A 16,595-nucleotide genomic window follows, 5' to 3' on the forward strand; every position below is an offset into this window, starting at 1 on the left:
GATTGAAAATCAAACTTATCGAAACACGTAAAATTCTGATAAAAAGCGTTTTTTTGGTCAAAAATTCGTAACCTTGAATCAACCGCGCTCGAGCATATAGCTGACCAGATTAGCAAGAGTTCGGAACTCCTGGGTGGAAATTCCCGCCTGCCCTTTCACCGACGGTGGCACCATCGCGCGTCCAAATCCGAGCTTTGCGGATTCCTTCAACCGCAATGCGCCATGCGCCACCGGACGGATTTCGCCCGAAAGCGCAACCTCACCAAATAACACCGCGTCCGATGGCAATGGCCGCTCGGACAGCGCAGACACCAAAGCCGCCGCCACCGCAAGATCGGCCGCCGGGTCGGAAATCCGGTAGCCGCCCGCAATGTTCAGATACACTTCGGCGGTCGAAAAGCTGAGGCCGCAGCGCGCTTCCAACACGGCCAATATCATGGCGAGCCGTCCGCTATCCCATCCTACAACCGCGCGCCGCGGTGTAGCACCACTTGAAAGCCGCACAACCAGCGCCTGAATTTCCACCAGAACAGGCCGTGTTCCTTCAAGGGCCGGAAATACAGTGGCACCCGTCACTTGCTCGGCCCTATCGGTCAGGAACAACGCACTCGGGTTACCAACTTCGGCAAGGCCTTCTTCCTGCATGGCGAACACCCCGATTTCATCGGTGCCGCCAAAGCGGTTTTTGGAAGCGCGCAAAATCCGGTACTGGTGGCTTCGCTCGCCTTCGAACGCCAGCACGGTATCCACCATATGTTCCAGCACGCGGGGGCCGGCAATACTACCGTCCTTGGTGACATGCCCGACCAACATCAATGCTGACCCGCGTTCCTTTGCAAAGCGGATCAGTTCCTGTGCCGATGCCCGCACCTGACTGACTGTCCCTGGCGCGCCTTCAATCAGGTCGCTGTGCATGGTCTGGATGGAATCGATCACCAGCAAAGCAGGGGGCGCGCCCTTGCCTAGCGTCGTCAAGATATCACGCACCGAAGTTGCCGCAGCCAACTGCACTGGCGCATCGCCAAGCCCAAGCCGACGCGCGCGCAACCGCACCTGATCGACCGCTTCTTCGCCGGAAATATAGGCAACGGATAGCCCCCGCCGCGCGAGATTGGCAGCGGCCTGCAACAGCAAAGTCGATTTCCCAATCCCTGGATCACCCCCCAACAACGTTGCCGATCCGGGCACGAGTCCCCCGCCTAATGCCCGGTCAAATTCCGCAATTCCGGTCGATGCCCGCTCAGGCAGCTTGATATCACTGTCAAGGCCAGACAGTTCGACCGAACGTCCACCTGACCGCAAATGATGCTTCATTTCGAAAACGGTGGCACCTGCTTCTTCGGCGAGCGTATTCCACTCCCCGCAATCATCACATTGCCCCTGCCAACGGTTCGCCTCGGACCCGCAGGCCTGACACACATATCTGCGTTTCGCTTTTGCCATATCGGGTTAATAACAGAACATATCATGAACTCAAGTAACAAACTGGTCGCTTCTTGGCTTGCGCGATATAATAAGCAGTGTCACATCATTCCAATGCGGGAAAAGGAACTCAGACTGGCGCTTATCTGCTACGGCGGTGTAAGTCTGGCGATCTATATGCACGGTGTGACCCGAGAAATCTGGCACCTGATCCGCGCCAGCCGCGCCTATCATGACGGTGATGAGACACCGGGCGGAAGCGAAGCTGTTTATTTCGACCTGTTGGCAAAAATTGAAGCCGTTACTGGCACAAAATTGCGGGTGTTCACCGACATCATCGCAGGTTCAAGTGCAGGAGGAATCAACGGCGTATTCCTTTCGCAAGCCATCGTAACCGGCCAGTCACTTGCGCCGCTTACCGATCTCTGGCTTGAAAAGGCCGATGTCGAAATTTTGCTCGACCCAGATGCACGACCGCTCTCCCGCTTTTCAAAATTCTGGGCGATACCGATTGCGTGGATGATATTGCGGCGCAAGGGCGGTGCCATCGACCGCATGGTCGCCGATGAAGCCAAGGACGAAGTCGCCACCAAATTATCGCGATTTGTCAGGGCAAGATGGTTTGCCCCGCCCTTTGGAGGGCAGGTCTTTTCCGGACTGCTGCTAGATGCATTTGATGCGATGGCCAAGGGTATGACGGGCAAGGCATTATTGCCGCAACATCAGCCACTTGACCTGTTTGTGACTGTTACTGACTTTGCCGGTCATGACCAGATTCTTATGTTGAATAGTCCCTCGATGGTCGTTGAATCAGAACATCGCATCACCATCAGTTTTTCAACGCGTGGGCGCGGCGGAATGGATATCGCAGCCATTCCCGAACTGGTTTTCGCAGCACGCGCCACCGCCAGCTTTCCCGGCGCTTTTCCTCCATTTTCGGCCCATGAGCTTGATGCCCAAATCAAGGCACGGGGCATCAAATGGGACAGTCGCGACATGTTTTTGCAGCGCATTTTGCCGCAACAATTTGCCGCAGGTGTTGCGGCTGATACCATGTTGATTGACGGTTCCGTTCTCGCCAATGCTCCGTTCAACCAAGCGATTGAAGCCTTGCGTAATCGGCCCGCACGGCGCGAAGTTGACCGGCGCTTTGTCTATATCGATCCCAAGCCTGGTCGCCCCAGCTTCCGGTTTGGAAAACGGGGTGGAACCAATGCGGAAGGCGGCACCCGCATGAAACCGCCCGGCTTTTTCTCAACCATATTTGGTGCCACTTCCAACATTCCACGCGAACAACCGATCCGCGACAGTCTTGAAAAACTGGAAGGCCGAACCGAGCGCGTGGAACGTATGCGGCAGATAACCGAAAGTTTGCGGTTTGAAGTTGAAGGCACGATTGAAAAGCTGCTCGGCAAAACATGGTTTCTGTCACAACCGACGCCGGAGCGGCTTAACAAATGGCGCTCCACCGCCAACGAAAAAGGCGCACAAGCGGCTGGTTACAGTTACCCTGCTTATGGTCATTTGAAAATGGCAGGCGTCGTCGACGATATTATAGCGATTGCACGCCGAAGCTATCCGGAAGGCGATGCCCTGCATTTCAGGAATTTGCGCAGCGCAATCTGGAGTGAAATTCGCGCACGCGGCCTGGACGCGATGGCCCATTACAAAGGCGTTGGCGCGACCAAAGAATCTATCCAGTTTTTCAAAGAACATGATATCCGGTTCCGCATCCGTCGCTTGCGCTTCCTCGCCCGCCGATTGGCCCATGAAATCGAGGCAGACTATGGCCGGGAAGATGTCGGCACAAAGTCGATGCATGATAATATTTATGCATGCTTGTCCCTGTTTTTAGAGCGTGAAACCTCTCAATTTTTAGGTGCCGGCTTTGGGAACTATGTTGCAAATGGTATAGCCGCGCCTGGTAAGTTGCTCGACACGCTTGCCGAGCGCCTCGATCTTGTAGAGGCTGACCGGCTGGCGGACAGCATATTGTGCGATGCGTTGCTGCAAATGCCGGAGGAAAGCCGTCGCATCATGCTGCTGGGCTATATTGGGTATCCACTTTACGATATCGCAACCTTGCCGCTTCTTCAGGGCGAAGGACTGGATGAGTTCGATCCGGTCAAGGTGGACCGTATTTCACCCGAAGATTGCAACAGCATCCGAACCGGCGGAGCGGCTGCGACATTGAAAGGCATAGAATTCAATAATTTCGGTGCTTTCTTTAGTCGTTCCTATCGGGAAAATGACTATCTGTGGGGTCGACTGCATGGTGCGGAGCGCTTGATCGATATCATTTTGTCCTCGCTACCAACTGGAACATCTTTAGATAACTCCGCCATTCAGGCTTTTAAACGAGAGGCGTTTGAAGCGATACTGGATCAGGAGGAGCCCCGACTGACCAAAATCAAACCGCTCATCGCGTCGCTGCGTACTGAAATCGAAAGCCTGGGCGGAACCGCGCCGTAAAATTGAATTGGCCGCTTAAGCCCCGTCCCGATCACCCCTTCAACTGTGCATAAACCGTTTCGACAAAACTGTCCGCAGAGATAAAGCCATCGGCCTTTACACCGAACCCGTCGGCTGGCCGCGAAGCCTTGATCTGGTCAAGCGTTTTGCCTGCTTTGATCGCGGCTTCGACCTTGGCTATGACCGTTGCAATCATGTTGCGGTGGTTTTGCAAATCCGCCTTGGTTGCAATCGCGCCGTGGCCGGGAATGATCTTCGTCTGATCATTTGCGATGGCCAGAACCTTGTCCGCCGCAGCGACAAAACCGCGCACATCCCCGCCGCTGCCTACATCGACAAAGGGGAAACTGATTTGCAACATGAACAGATCGCCCATGTGGATGACATTCGACTTTGTCCAATGGATGATCGAATCGCCATCGGTATGTCCGGCGGGCATATGGATCACCCGAACTTCTTCGCCATTCAAATGGAGCTTTAGACCCTCGGCATAGGTTATGACGGGCAAAGCGACCTTCGCCGCAGGTGGCACAACATTTCCGGCAACCGTCGCACCAGCCGCCATTCGCACGCGGACATTATCGTGTGCCATGATAATCGCACCGGCCTTGCCCAGATTTTCATTGCCGCCGCTATGGTCAAAATGCCAATGCGTGTTGATAAGGAACTTAACCGGTTGCGCGCCAAGTGAAGCAACCGCCGACTGGATTTTACCGGTCAACGGCGCAAACTGGTCATCAATCAAGACAGTGCCATCTTCTCCATAAGACACACCGATATTCCCGCCCGCGCCAAAAAGCACGGCAACACCCGGGGCCAATTCCTGCGCTTTGATTTCAACAGTGCTGAAATCATTTTGGGCCAAGGCTGACGCCGGAACAGCAACCGTAGCGAGCGCAAACAAGGTCGAAAGCATTTTCATTGGGATAGTCTCCAGAGCAAAATCGTAAGAATGCTAAGCTTCAAATTGACAAATGGCCAGTCCAATCACCGGCACAGCAAACACCCGCTATGTCAAATCATCCCATATGCCCTTGAGCCTATCAAAAAAACCGGAAGATTGGGGGCTTTCGGCACCCGTTTCCGTTTCCCGAAATTCGCGTAGCAGCTCTTTTTGCCGCGCGGTCAGTCGTGTCGGCGTTTCAACATCGATCTGGATAACCATGTCGCCGCGACCGCGCCCTTGCAACACAGGCATACCTGCGCCGCGTTGGCGCAATTGCTTGCCCGACTGTATGCCTTCGGGAACAAGGATGATATGTTCCGCGCCATCCAGCCCCGGAATGCGGATTTCTCCGCCCAATGAAGCGGTCGTAAAACTGACAGGTGCTCGGCAAAACAGCGTTGTGCCATCACGTTCAAAAACCTTGTGCCGCGCCAGATGGATGAAAATATACAGATCACCCGCCGCCGCCCCATAAGGTCCGGCCTCGCCTTTACCGGCAACACGAATGCGCGTGCCTTCATCAACGCCGGGCGGGATATTTACCGAGATTGTCTTGCGTTCGTCCACCCGGCCTTCGCCGCCGCAGACATTGCATGGGTCCTCGATAACTTCGCCACGGCCGTGACAGGTCGGGCATGTCCGTTCGACAACAAAGAAGCCCTGTTGCGCGCGAACTTTGCCATGACCGCCGCACAGATTGCAGCGGCGCTTGCCCGAACCGGGGGTAGCGCCCGTGCCTTCGCAGGTTCCACAGGCCGAAGCGACGTCGATGGTGATTTCGGCGTCTTTGCCGTGAAATGCTTCGTCGAGAGAGATTTCGAGATCGTAACGCAAATCGGCACCACGCGCCGGGCCACGTTGACGTCCGCCAAAGGCATCGCCGAAAAAGCTTTCGAAAATATCGGAAAAATCACCAAAGCCGGCGCCACCTTGACCGCCGCCCATACCACCATTTTCAAAGGCGGCCTTGCCTAAACGGTCATATGCCGCGCGCTTTTGCGGGTCTTTCAGAACGTCATAGGCTTCGCTGATGGCTTTGAACTTGGCTTCTGATTTGTCGCAACCCGGATTGCGGTCCGGATGGCATTCCATAGCGAGCCGTCGGTAAGACGACTTCAGCGTCTTTTCATCCGCTGACCGTTCGACTTCCAGCAATTCATAATAATCGATGTCGAGACTCATGATCGACTAACCCCTTGGTCCCGACCGTCGCTGCGTTTCGGTAAGCGACGGTCGGAAACTTCCATCTTTAGTCTTTCTTGTCGTCTTCGACTTCGGAGAACTCGGCATCGACGACATTTTCGTCGGCAGTCGGCTCATCATCATTGGCGTTTGTTGACTTGGCTGAAGCTTCCTGCTCCTCTTTATAGATCGCTTCGCCCAGCTTCATCGCAATTTGCGCCAGTGCCGTTGCCTTTTCCTTCATCGCTTCTGCATCACCGCTTTCGATGGCAGTTTTCGTTTCCGCGACAGCGGCTTCGATCTCGCTTTTCAGGCCGGCATCAACTTTGCTGCCATGCTCTTCAAGCTGCTTTTCGGTTGTATGGACAAGGCTTTCCGCGTTGTTCTTGGCTTCGGCTGCTTCGCGGCGCTTCTTGTCTTCTTCGGCAAAAGCTTCGGCGTCGCGGACCATTTGATCAATGTCGGCATCGGACAAACCGCCTGAGGCTTGGATCTTGATCTGCTGTTCCTTGCCCGTGCCCTTGTCTTTAGCAGTTACGCTGACAAGACCATTGGCATCGATATCGAAGGTTACCTCAACCTGCGGCACGCCGCGCGGTGCAGGCGGAATTCCCACGAGGTCGAAATTGCCGAGCAACTTGTTATCGGCAGCCATTTCACGCTCGCCTTGGAAGACGCGGATGGTCACCGCATTCTGATTGTCTTCCGCAGTCGAATAGACCTGGCTCTTCTTGGTCGGGATCGTCGTGTTGCGATCGATCATGCGGGTGAACACGCCGCCCAGCGTTTCGATACCCAGCGAAAGCGGGGTAACGTCGAGCAACAGCACGTCCTTGACGTCGCCTTGCAAAACGCCAGCCTGAATAGCCGCGCCCATGGCAACGACTTCATCAGGGTTCACGCCGGTGTGCGGTTCCTTGCCGAAGAAGCTTTTCACGACTTCGCGCACCTTGGGCATGCGGGTCATACCGCCAACCATCACAACTTCGTCAATTGCGTCAGCCTTGATACCCGCGTCGGCAATCGCCTTCTTGCAAGGCTCCAGCGTGCGCTTGATCAGGTCGTCGACCAGCTTTTCAAGGTCGGCACGGGTGATATTCTTCACCAAGTGCTTAGGGCCGTTTTGATCGGCGGTGATGAACGGCAAGTTGACTTCAGTCGTCTGGGTCGAAGACAATTCAATCTTCGCCTTTTCTGCCGCTTCCTTCAAACGTTGCAACGCAAGCTTGTCCTTAGTGAGGTCAATGCCTTCGGCCTTTTGAAAATCATCGGCCAAGAACTGGACGAGCTTGCTGTCGAAATCTTCACCGCCCAGGAACGTGTCGCCGTTGGTCGACTTCACTTCGAACACGCCGTCACCGACTTCGAGGATCGAAATGTCGAACGTACCACCACCAAGGTCATAAACCGCGATGGTCTTGTTTTCGTCCTTGTCGAGGCCGTAGGCCAATGCAGCGGCTGTCGGCTCGTTGATGATTCGCAGCACTTCAAGGCCGGCAATCTGACCAGCATCCTTGGTTGCCTGACGCTGAGCGTCGTTGAAATAGGCTGGAACGGTGATGACCGCTTGCGTCACGGTTTCGCCCAAATAGGCTTCCGCTGTTTCTTTCATCTTTTGCAGGATGAACGCCGAGATCTGCGAAGGCGAATAATCGTCGCCGCCTGCCTTGACCCATGCGTCGCCATTCTTGCCCTTTACGATGCTGTAGGGAACAAGCTCGGTATCTTTCTTGGTGATGGGATCTTCAAACCGGCGACCAATAAGGCGCTTCACCGCAAAAACCGTGCTTTCAGGATTGGTGACGGCCTGACGCTTTGCAGGCTGACCAATCAGACGCTCGCCATCCTTGGCGAAGGCGACAATAGATGGCGTTGTACGCGCACCTTCTGCATTCTCAATGACCTTGGGCTTGCCACCGTCCATAACCGCAACGCAGCTGTTTGTCGTGCCCAAGTCGATACCGATAACTTTAGCCATAAAAACTTACCCCGAAATTCTAGAATTGAACTTGATTATGCCAATTTCCGGACCGGCCCTATCAGGCACCGGTGTTTTCCAACAAAATGACATTGTAGCGGCGATATAGGTGCCAATTTGCTTGGCACAAGGCTTGGGCGCACCTAGATAAGCAAAAAGTGACTGTCCGCCCCGCTTTTGGACAGTTTTGACGCAGCAGTTAATGGAGCAGGCAAATGAACCGGCGAATTTTTACCATCAGCACCGCCGCTATGGCTTTATTGCTTGGATCATGTGGGCCAACCCCGCAATTGAAGGTGAAGGAAGCGGTTCTGACGCTTTCGCCGGTGGACCAAAATCCGTCCGCTTTCCATTTCAACGTCTATGGCGGACCAAAGGACGTCTATCTTTTGCGCGTCAGCACGCCTTCGGCCATCCGAACCGAAATGCACGATGTCGGGGTCGACCCCAAGACCGGCGCAGTTACGATGTCTCCTTTGAACCGCGTACTGATTCCAGCGGACAAAAAAGTCGAGTTCAAAAAAGGTGGAAAGCATGTGATGATGTGGGGCGTAAACCTGATCCCGCGACGCCTTGGTGAAATTGAAGTTGAATTTCTTTTTTCGAACAATCAGCGGATTTTGGTCGAAGCGCGGGTTCAGGAAATCGACGGTAGCGATCCTGACGAGAAAAAGGCGTTGAACTAGAGGGATGTTCGGTCCACATAAATCCGGCCGACCTTTAACCGCGCGAGAGTGCGCGCTCGCAAAATCCATTTTTGGCAGTGCACTGGATTATGCCAAAATCCGCATCCACAATAGAAAATTTTGGTGGTTCCAACCCCGTCGTATTACCATGGCGCCGGACGGGCATCTATGGTTCCACCCGAAAAACACCCTGTTTTGCGAAGATTTTTGCGACAGGGATATCGCCTTGCAAGGATTGTTCATCCACGAGCTTGTCCACGTTTGGCAGCATCAGCAGGGTATTTTTTTGCCGCTAAAACGGCACCCCTTTTGCCGCTATGACTACAGCCTGAAACCGGGTTGGACACTGGATCGCTATGGCATCGAACAGCAGGCCGAGATTGTCCGCCACATCTTCTTGCTTCGTAACGGTGTAAAAGTGGCCGGAGCTCCGGCTTTGTCGCAATATGATGGAATATTAGTGTTTTAGCGGCAATAGACCAAGGCGGTCGCGCATCAACCATCGCGCCAACACCAGACCGGCGACGATGCCCAACCCGACCGCAAGGCCAACCCAGATTCCGACCCCGTCCCAGTCCCGATAAAAGGCAAGCCAGCAGCCAAAGCCAATTCCGATCACCCAATAACCGAGTGCTGCAAACAACATCGGCCAGGTTGTGTCCTGAATTCCGCGCAGCATTCCGGTGCCCACAACTTGTGCGCCATCGACAATCTGAAACACGGCGGCAACCAGCAGGAAAGAAACCGCCAGTCGCAGGACTTCTTCATTTCCGGCCAGCGCTGGGTCGAGGAAAAACCCTGCAAGAGTTGCCGGAAACAGCCAGATCACCATCGCCATCGCGGTCATGAAACCTACGCCCAGCGCATAGGCTGTCCAGCCCGCGCGGCGTATTGCGTCACCGTCACCTTTGCCGAAACCAAGGCCGACACGCACGGTTGCAGCTTGCCCCAGACCCATCGGCACCATGAATGTCATGGATGCAATTTGGATGGCAACGGCATGTGCCGCGACAGATGCGGTACTTATATAGCCCATCAGGAACACCGCAGCGGCAAACACCATGGCTTCAAATCCCATGTGCAATCCGATGGGAAAGCCGAGCCGCCATATCGTGAAAAAGCGCGGCCAATCAGCGCGCCACCAGCGGCCAAACAAGTGATATCGGCGGAATTTCCTGTGCCGCTTGACGACAGCGGCCAGAAAAAGAAACTGGAACAAAGCGACCAACGAGCTGCCGATCCCTGCGCCGACCAATTCGAGCCTCGGCAGCCCGAAATGTCCGAAAATCAGGCCATAATTCACCACAGCATTAACGATTACCGCGGCAATCCCAGCCGCCATCGCCCAGTTCGGTTTTTCGAGTGCGGCCATGAATGACCGTAAAACAACGACGCCCAAGGTAGGCAAAATCATCCACTGCAACGCACGCACAAACAGGCCTGTGTCCTGTGCCAACTGGGCTGGTTGCCCTGCCCAAACCAGAAATGGTCCGGTAAACCACAATATCGCCCACAGCGGGATGCACACTGCGAAGGATGCCCAAAATGCTTGCCGCACAGTGCGCCTGACATCGCGCACCGAATGCGCCTTGCGTCCGATTTCCGCCGCGATAAGCGGTGATGCGGCGGTGATTACACCGATGCCTATCAGCAGGACGGCAATAACGATGCCGGACCCCAATGCCGAAGCGGCCAAAGCATCGGGACTAAGCCGTGCGAGCAGAAAAACGTCGGTGGAATTGATGAGAACCATCGTCACATTTGTAAGAATGAGCGGCCAGGCCAAGGCCAGCGTTGCACGAAACTCGTCTCGCCAAGGAGACTGCACGTCAAAGGAGGGAGAGATCGCTGTCATCGGATGAGCGCGTTAGCGGAATGCGTCACCTGCGACTAGGGGGTGTTTGGCTATTGGTTTTCAGGAAGATCCCGTTAACCTGTCGCCCGCGGGTGGGCGTTGAAATATTCGTCAAGCAGCATGGCGGTATCGACCGCTGTATAAACCTGCGTCGATGACAGGCTGGCATGGCCCAACAATTCTTGCAAGCTCCGCAAATCCGCCCCACCGGCCAGCAAATGGGTTGCAAAACTATGGCGCAAGGCATGCGGCGTTGTTCGTTCGGACAGACCCAGTCGACCGCGTGCACCTTGCATCGCACGCCGGATCAGCGCCGGTGATAACGGCCCGCCGCGCGATCCGCGAAACAGGGGTGCATCCCGTGTTGGTGGATATGGGCACAGTGCGACATAGTCTTCGATTGCCGCCTTAACCTGTTCCAATACAGGAACAATCCGGGTCTTGTTACGCTTGCCGGTAACGCGCAGGGTTGCGCCCAAGGGCAGTATATCGCCCATCAACCCTGTCGCCTCGCTCACGCGCAAGCCGCTGCCATAGAGCAACAGAAGCACCGCCCAGTCGCGTGCGCCGACCCACGTGTCGCGCGCCGAACCGGCGGCATCTTCGGCCAGCGCGACCACATCGTCAGGATTGACCGGACGTGGCAGGCTTCGCGGCACCCGAGGGCCTTTCAATGCCGGCAAGCTTGCGTCATCGCCCAACGCAAATCGGAGAAAATGCCGGACAGCGGACAGTTCGCGCGCCGTCGACCGGTTGGTCAAACCGACGCCGCGCCGGTCGGCAAGAAAAGCGCGCATATCGGCCGCACCGATTTTTGCAAGCGTAACGCGGTCCACCTGTTCACCCCAATGTAGCTCCAGAAAGCTACTCAAGCGTTCCGCCGTGGCGTGATATGCGCGCACGCTATGCGGCGACATTCGGCGGTTGTTGGTCAGGAACGACATATATTCGGCGATCAGGGAAGCCATCGCGCTCAACTCTATCAGGCCGGTGCGTTTGCCTCAACCGCTACTATCTGCGGCAAGATCGCGTCCAGCAGGGGCATACCCTTGGGCGTAACAGTCACTTTGTTGCCATCGCAGCGGATCAGACCGAGCTTTGCGATATGATCGAGCGCACCGGTATCCAGCAGGGCATCCGCCGCAATTCCGGTTTTTTGCGACAGGCGATCAAGGCAGATCCCTTCGCTAAGGCGCAAACCCATCAGCAAGGCTTCGGTAGCACGGGAGGCTGGATCGAGCGCATCCTCGCTGGCGATAGCATGCGCATTCCGGTCGATTGCAGCCACAAAATTTTCTGGTTTTTTATGGCGTTGGGTTGCAATGTTCAGTCGCCGTCCATGCGCGCCAGGCCCGATGCCGATATAGTCATCATAGCGCCAATAGGACAGATTGTGGCGGCTTTCGGACCCATGCCGCGCATGATTGCTGATCTCATAAGCCGGCAAACCTGCTGCCGCCGTGATGGATTGAGTCATATCGTAAAGCGTTGCCGCCTCGTCATTGTCCGCCGGAATAAACTGGCCGGTGCGGACCATGGTTTCAAAACGGGTACCGGGCTCAATAGTCAACTGATAAAGCGACATATGGTCCGTGCCAAAGGACAAAGCTTGGCGCAATTCCGTTTCCCACTGGTCCGCCGTCTGGTCGGGGCGCGCGTAGATCAGATCGATATTGACGCGGCCGAAATGCTGCTGCGCGATTGCCAGTGCATCGTGGCTTTCGGCAACGCTGTGTGCGCGGCCCAAAAATGCCAGCGCGGCGTCGTCGAGTGATTGAAGTCCCAGCGACACCCGGTTCACTCCGGCTTGCGCGAGGTCGGCGAAGCGGGCCGCTTCAACCGAGGAGGGATTGGCCTCAAGCGTTATTTCGATATTGTCAGCAAAGCCCCAATGCGCCTGTGCAGCATCGATCAAAGCTGACACGGTAGCAGGCGACATCAATGATGGCGTACCGCCGCCGAAGAAAATGGAGGTGAGCGGACGACCCTTGGTCAGCCCGGCTTCATGCGCCATATCCTTCAACAGAGCGGTTCGCCATGCGTCTTGATCGACGCTTTCGCGGACATGGCTGTTAAAATCGCAATAGGGGCATTTGGAAATGCAGAAGGGCCAGTGGATATAGAGGGCGAGGGGCGTCGGCACCTTCGCGAAGGCGGAGACCTCTAGCAGATTTAACCCAGGCATTGCCGAAGTCCTGTCTTTGCAGGGAATACGAAATTCAGCTTCGTCAAAATTCAGCTTCGACCAGCTTGCGGAACGCATCAGCTCGATGATCGACAAGCTTCTTTTCTTCCCAGTCGATTTCGCCAAAAGTCATTAAATGTCCGTTGGGCACGAACACCGGATCATATCCAAAACCTTTGGAACCGCGCGGTGGCCATATAAGGTGGCCATTTACCCGACCTTGGTAAATGGCAACTTCTCCGTTTGGCCATGCAAGCGCCAGCGTGCTGTTAAACCAGCATGTTCTGTCCACATCTGGCCCAATCGCTGCCAACATCCCTTCCACCTTGCCCATCGCCATGTACCAGTCGCGACCTTTTTCGCCTTCAAACTTCTGTCGTTCGGCCCAGTCTGCGGTGAACACCCCAGGTCGTCCGCCTAGCGCATTTACGCACAGGCCTGAGTCGTCGGCTAGTGCCGGTAGATTTGCTTCTGTTGCCGCCGCCCGGGCTTTTATCAGCGCATTTTCTTCAAACGTCGTCCCTGTTTCTTCCGGCTCTGGCAGTCCAAGTTCTCCGGCCGACACGCAGTCCTTGCCATAGGGTTGCAGCAAAAGGCGCATTTCCCTCAGTTTTCCGGCATTGTGCGTGGCCACGACTATTTGGCCCGAATAGTCGCCCAGCTTCATTTTACCGCGTCTGCCTGTACCGCGAATATCCGGTCGGTGCCCATGCGTGCAAGGCGAAGCAGACGAAGGAGGCTTTCTTCGTCATAGGCTGCACCTTCGGCAGTTGCTTGCACCTCGGCAATCTGGCCGCCTTCGATCAGCACGAAATTGGCATCGGCATCCGCGCTCGAATCTTCGATATAATCGAGGTCGAGGACGGGAGTGCCGTTGTAGATGCCGCAACTGATTGCCGCGACGCGGCCGCTGATCGGGTCTTCCTTGATTGCGCCCGAGTTCATCAAACCATCAACGGCCAATCGCAAGGCCACCCATGCGCCAGAGATCGCCGCCGTGCGCGTGCCGCCATCGGCTTGCAATACATCGCAATCGAGCGTGATTTGATGCTCGCCTAATTTCTTGAGATCAACCACGGCGCGTAAAGAGCGTCCGATAAGGCGTTGAATTTCCTGTGTCCGGCCAGATTGCTTGCCTTTGGCGGCTTCACGCTGGCTGCGCGTATGGGTTGCGCGGGGAAGCATGGAATATTCCGCCGTTACCCAGCCCTCGCCTTTTCCGCGCAACCATGGTGGCAAGCGGTCTTCGACACTCGCGGTAACGAGGACGCGTGTGTCGCCAAATCCGATCAGGCAGCTTCCCTCGGCGTGCTTGGTGAAGTGGGTTTCGATTGAAATGGGGCGCATTTCGTCGGGCGCACGACCTGATGGACGCATGATAATCTCCTGATAATGGGTTCAGCGCCGCAATAGCCTCCTTCGCTTGCTTTGCAAGCGTGCTGCGCTACATCGGTCGCTGTGAGTCAAACCCCGATAAACGAATTGAGCGATCGCACCCGCACCATCTTCCGGATGGTGGTGGAAAGTTACCTGGATAATGGTGCACCCGTCGGATCGCGGACCATTTCGAAATTTGCGGGCCTAAACCTATCACCTGCCTCCATTCGCAATGTGATGCAGGATCTGGAAGAAGCCGGATTATTGGCCGCCCCGCATACCAGCGCCGGTCGAATGCCAACCGAAAGCGGCTTGCGCCTGTTCGTTGACGGCATGATGCAAGCGGCAGAGCCTTCAGCAGAAGAACGCCGCGCAATCGAATCTCAGATAACTAGCGATGGGCCTATTGAGGTCGCTCTTGCGGCTGCGACATCGGTCTTGTCCGGCTTGTCGGCATGTGCAGGTGTGGTGTTGGTGCCGAAGCGCGACTCGGTCCTAAAAACCTTTAGCTTTGCGCGGTTATCCGCGACACAGGCGCTTGCCATCATGGTCGGCACTGACAATAATATCGAAAATCGCGTCGTCGCCATCGACCCGATGGTAAGTGACAGCGTGTTGATAGAGGCATCAAATTATATTTCGGCGCGTTTGGCCGGTTTGACATTATCCGAAGCACTCGCGCATCTCGACAGCGAAATTCGTGCCGAAAAGGCCGAGTTGGATGTCGCAAGCGAAAAACTGGTGCGCGATGGCCTTGTTATCTGGTCACTGGATGCCAATGACCGCCCGGTGTTGATCGTTCGCGGCCAATCCAACCTGATTGACGAAGCGGCTGCCGCCGACCTTGACCGGGTTCGCCAATTGCTGGACGAATTGGAGAGCAAAGAAGAAATCGCGCGGCTCGTCGACAGCGCACGCGAAGCCCAATCGACGCGAATATTCATCGGATCCGAAAACAACCTGTTTTCGCTGTCCGGTTCATCCGTGATCGCCGCCCCGTATCGCGAGGTCGGTGGAAAGGTTGTCGGCGTTGTGGGTGTCATTGGCCCAACCCGGCTTAACTATGCGCGTGTCGTTCCGATGGTGGACTTCACGGCAAAGGCGCTAAGCCGGTTGATGAAGTGATGCAATTTCCAAGGATAAACGTCAGCACCGCTTGATGATTCCATCCGATTGCCTATATGCGCATCGCAAAGATGCGGCGGGAACCACTGCCCCAAGAATAGATAGAAGCAGGCTATGACACAAAAGAAAAACGAAGCTGACGACAACGCAGCCGCAAGAGAAATGGACGGAGTACCGGAACATCTGCGCGAAGGCGGCGATGAACCTGAAGCGAACGCAGATGCGGAACGCATATCAATGCTTGAAGACCAATTGGCTGCGGCCAAACAAGATGTGTTATATGCTCAGGCCGATACGCAAAATGTGCGTCGCCGGATGGAAAAGGAAGCCGCCGATGCGCGTGCCTATGCCGCCACCAACTTTGCACGTGATATTCTTTCGGTATCCGACAATTTGACACGCGCGCTGGATGCTATTCCGGCCGAATTGCGCGAAGATGAAAAGATGAAGCCGCTGGTCACCGGACTTGAGGCGACAGGGCGCGAACTCGATTCAGTATTTGCCAAAAATGGCATCGCCCGGATCGCGGCAATGGGTATGCCGCTCGACCCTAATCTGCATCAGGCGATGGTCGAGATTCCCAGCGCGGATGCTGAAGCGGGTACTATCGTTGCAGAAATGCAGGCGGGATATATGATAAAAGATCGCCTGTTACGGCCCGCGCTGGTTGGGGTCGCCAAATCTGCGGACTGAGATGTTTTGGGTCACTCAAACACGGGAAAAGTGAGGATGGGAGCAATAGCCCCCTCCTCTATTTAGGCCCCTATTCAGGTTTCCAACGCACCAGCCGCCAGAAATAGCCGAATATGATCAGCAGGATTATTGCTGTCGACAGTGGCCCCAATATCTTTTCCACATCCGCAAATTGTGATCCGAGCGCATAGCCAGCCCCAGCGAGCGCGGCACTCCATCCGGCCGTTCCTATGGCCGAAAACACCAAAAACCGGCGGTGCGACATGCCGAATATGCCTGCTGGAATCGAAATCAGTGAACGCAGGGTCGGCAGCATTCGGGCTATCAGCACGATGACCGAGCCATGTTTTTGAAAAAGCTCTTGCCCGCGCTCGATCTCTTTCCAGCTCAGCGTGAGCCAGCGACCATGAAGGTCCGCAAATCGGTGCAGCCGGTCTGACCCAAATTTGATAGCAAGCCAGAACCAGAGGTAATTGCCCAACATGGCACCAGCGGTCCCTGCCCCGATCACACCGGCTAAGTTCATAGTCCCGCGTGACGCCGAAACGCCCGCTACGGTCATAATGACCTCCGACGGCACCGGCGGAAAAACGGTTTCCAGAAACATGAGGAGGGCAACCCCCCAATAGCCGCCTTGGTCGACAAGACGGATTATCCAGTCATCCATGTTGCGA

The 16,595-nt window shown here is 55.6% G+C and carries 15 protein-coding genes; 5 read left to right on the top strand and 10 right to left on the bottom strand.

Going from position 1 to position 16,595, the window contains the following annotated elements; genetic code table 11:
* Window positions 1-78: 78 nt before the first annotated feature.
* On the bottom strand, window positions 79-1,443 hold the full coding sequence (gene radA / locus ACKVOS_RS09690) for a DNA repair protein RadA (protein WP_409211806.1): 1,365 nt from the start codon (window positions 1,441-1,443) through the stop codon (window positions 79-81).
* Window positions 1,444-1,536: 93 nt separating this feature from the next.
* Here radA and ACKVOS_RS09695 point away from each other — a divergent pair, with 93 nt between their 5' ends.
* Window positions 1,537-3,894, top strand: a complete 2,358-nt coding sequence (locus ACKVOS_RS09695) for a patatin-like protein (protein WP_409211844.1) — start codon at window positions 1,537-1,539, stop codon at window positions 3,892-3,894.
* 31 nt (window positions 3,895-3,925) lie between these two features.
* Here ACKVOS_RS09695 and ACKVOS_RS09700 read toward each other — a convergent pair whose 3' ends face one another.
* The 3 genes from ACKVOS_RS09700 to dnaK form a co-directional block, all read right to left on the bottom strand.
* Window positions 3,926-4,816 carry an MBL fold metallo-hydrolase gene (locus ACKVOS_RS09700; RefSeq protein WP_409211807.1) on the bottom strand — a complete coding sequence of 297 codons (891 nt, stop codon included), beginning with the start codon at window positions 4,814-4,816 and terminating at the stop codon, window positions 3,926-3,928.
* Window positions 4,817-4,903: 87 nt separating this feature from the next.
* Window positions 4,904-6,022 (bottom strand): molecular chaperone DnaJ, encoded by a 1,119-nt coding sequence (dnaJ, locus tag ACKVOS_RS09705; RefSeq protein WP_409211808.1) that lies wholly within the window; start codon window positions 6,020-6,022, stop codon window positions 4,904-4,906.
* Window positions 6,023-6,089: 67 nt separating this feature from the next.
* On the bottom strand, window positions 6,090-8,000 hold the full coding sequence (gene dnaK, locus ACKVOS_RS09710; protein WP_409211809.1) for a molecular chaperone DnaK: 1,911 nt from the start codon (window positions 7,998-8,000) through the stop codon (window positions 6,090-6,092).
* Window positions 8,001-8,215: 215 nt separating this feature from the next.
* Here dnaK and ACKVOS_RS09715 point away from each other — a divergent pair, with 215 nt between their 5' ends.
* Window positions 8,216-8,686: a copper chaperone PCu(A)C gene (locus ACKVOS_RS09715; RefSeq protein ID WP_409211810.1), complete on the top strand. Its 471-nt coding sequence runs from the start codon at window positions 8,216-8,218 to the stop codon at window positions 8,684-8,686.
* Between the two features lie 4 nt (window positions 8,687-8,690).
* A complete protein-coding gene (locus tag ACKVOS_RS09720; RefSeq protein ID WP_409211811.1) occupies window positions 8,691-9,155 on the top strand; it encodes a vgr related protein in 465 nt (154 codons plus the stop codon).
* Here ACKVOS_RS09720 and ACKVOS_RS09725 read toward each other — a convergent pair.
* The 5 genes from ACKVOS_RS09725 to rph form a co-directional block, all read right to left on the bottom strand.
* Window positions 9,144-10,541, bottom strand: a complete 1,398-nt coding sequence (locus ACKVOS_RS09725; RefSeq protein ID WP_409211812.1) for an MATE family efflux transporter — start codon at window positions 10,539-10,541, stop codon at window positions 9,144-9,146. The genes ACKVOS_RS09720 and ACKVOS_RS09725 overlap by 12 nt on opposite strands.
* A 74-nt stretch (window positions 10,542-10,615) precedes the next feature.
* On the bottom strand, window positions 10,616-11,509 hold the full coding sequence (locus ACKVOS_RS09730; RefSeq protein ID WP_409211813.1) for a tyrosine recombinase XerC: 894 nt from the start codon (window positions 11,507-11,509) through the stop codon (window positions 10,616-10,618).
* Between the two features lie 14 nt (window positions 11,510-11,523).
* Window positions 11,524-12,726 carry a radical SAM family heme chaperone HemW gene (gene hemW / locus ACKVOS_RS09735; protein WP_409211845.1) on the bottom strand — a complete coding sequence of 401 codons (1,203 nt, stop codon included), beginning with the start codon at window positions 12,724-12,726 and terminating at the stop codon, window positions 11,524-11,526.
* Between the two features lie 43 nt (window positions 12,727-12,769).
* Window positions 12,770-13,393, bottom strand: coding sequence for an RdgB/HAM1 family non-canonical purine NTP pyrophosphatase (rdgB, locus tag ACKVOS_RS09740; protein ID WP_409211814.1), 624 nt, complete (start codon window positions 13,391-13,393; stop codon window positions 12,770-12,772).
* On the bottom strand, window positions 13,390-14,103 hold the full coding sequence (rph, locus tag ACKVOS_RS09745; protein WP_409211815.1) for a ribonuclease PH: 714 nt from the start codon (window positions 14,101-14,103) through the stop codon (window positions 13,390-13,392). Before rph ends, rdgB begins: the two co-directional genes overlap by 4 nt.
* 81 nt (window positions 14,104-14,184) lie before the next feature.
* On the opposite strand from rph, the gene hrcA reads away from it, so the two are divergent.
* Complete coding sequence (gene hrcA, locus ACKVOS_RS09750; RefSeq protein ID WP_409211816.1) at window positions 14,185-15,228, top strand: heat-inducible transcriptional repressor HrcA; 1,044 nt, start codon at window positions 14,185-14,187, stop codon at window positions 15,226-15,228.
* 114 nt (window positions 15,229-15,342) lie between these two features.
* Window positions 15,343-15,921: a nucleotide exchange factor GrpE gene (gene grpE / locus ACKVOS_RS09755; RefSeq protein ID WP_409211817.1), complete on the top strand. Its 579-nt coding sequence runs from the start codon at window positions 15,343-15,345 to the stop codon at window positions 15,919-15,921.
* A 70-nt stretch (window positions 15,922-15,991) separates the two neighbouring features.
* Here grpE and ACKVOS_RS09760 read toward each other — a convergent pair whose 3' ends face one another.
* A complete protein-coding gene (locus ACKVOS_RS09760) occupies window positions 15,992-16,588 on the bottom strand; it encodes a DedA family protein (protein ID WP_409211818.1) in 597 nt (198 codons plus the stop codon).
* Window positions 16,589-16,595 lie beyond the last annotated feature (7 nt).

This window comes from Sphingorhabdus sp., assembly GCF_046154385.1.
In the GTDB taxonomy this organism is placed as follows: domain Bacteria; phylum Pseudomonadota; class Alphaproteobacteria; order Sphingomonadales; family Sphingomonadaceae; genus Sphingorhabdus_B.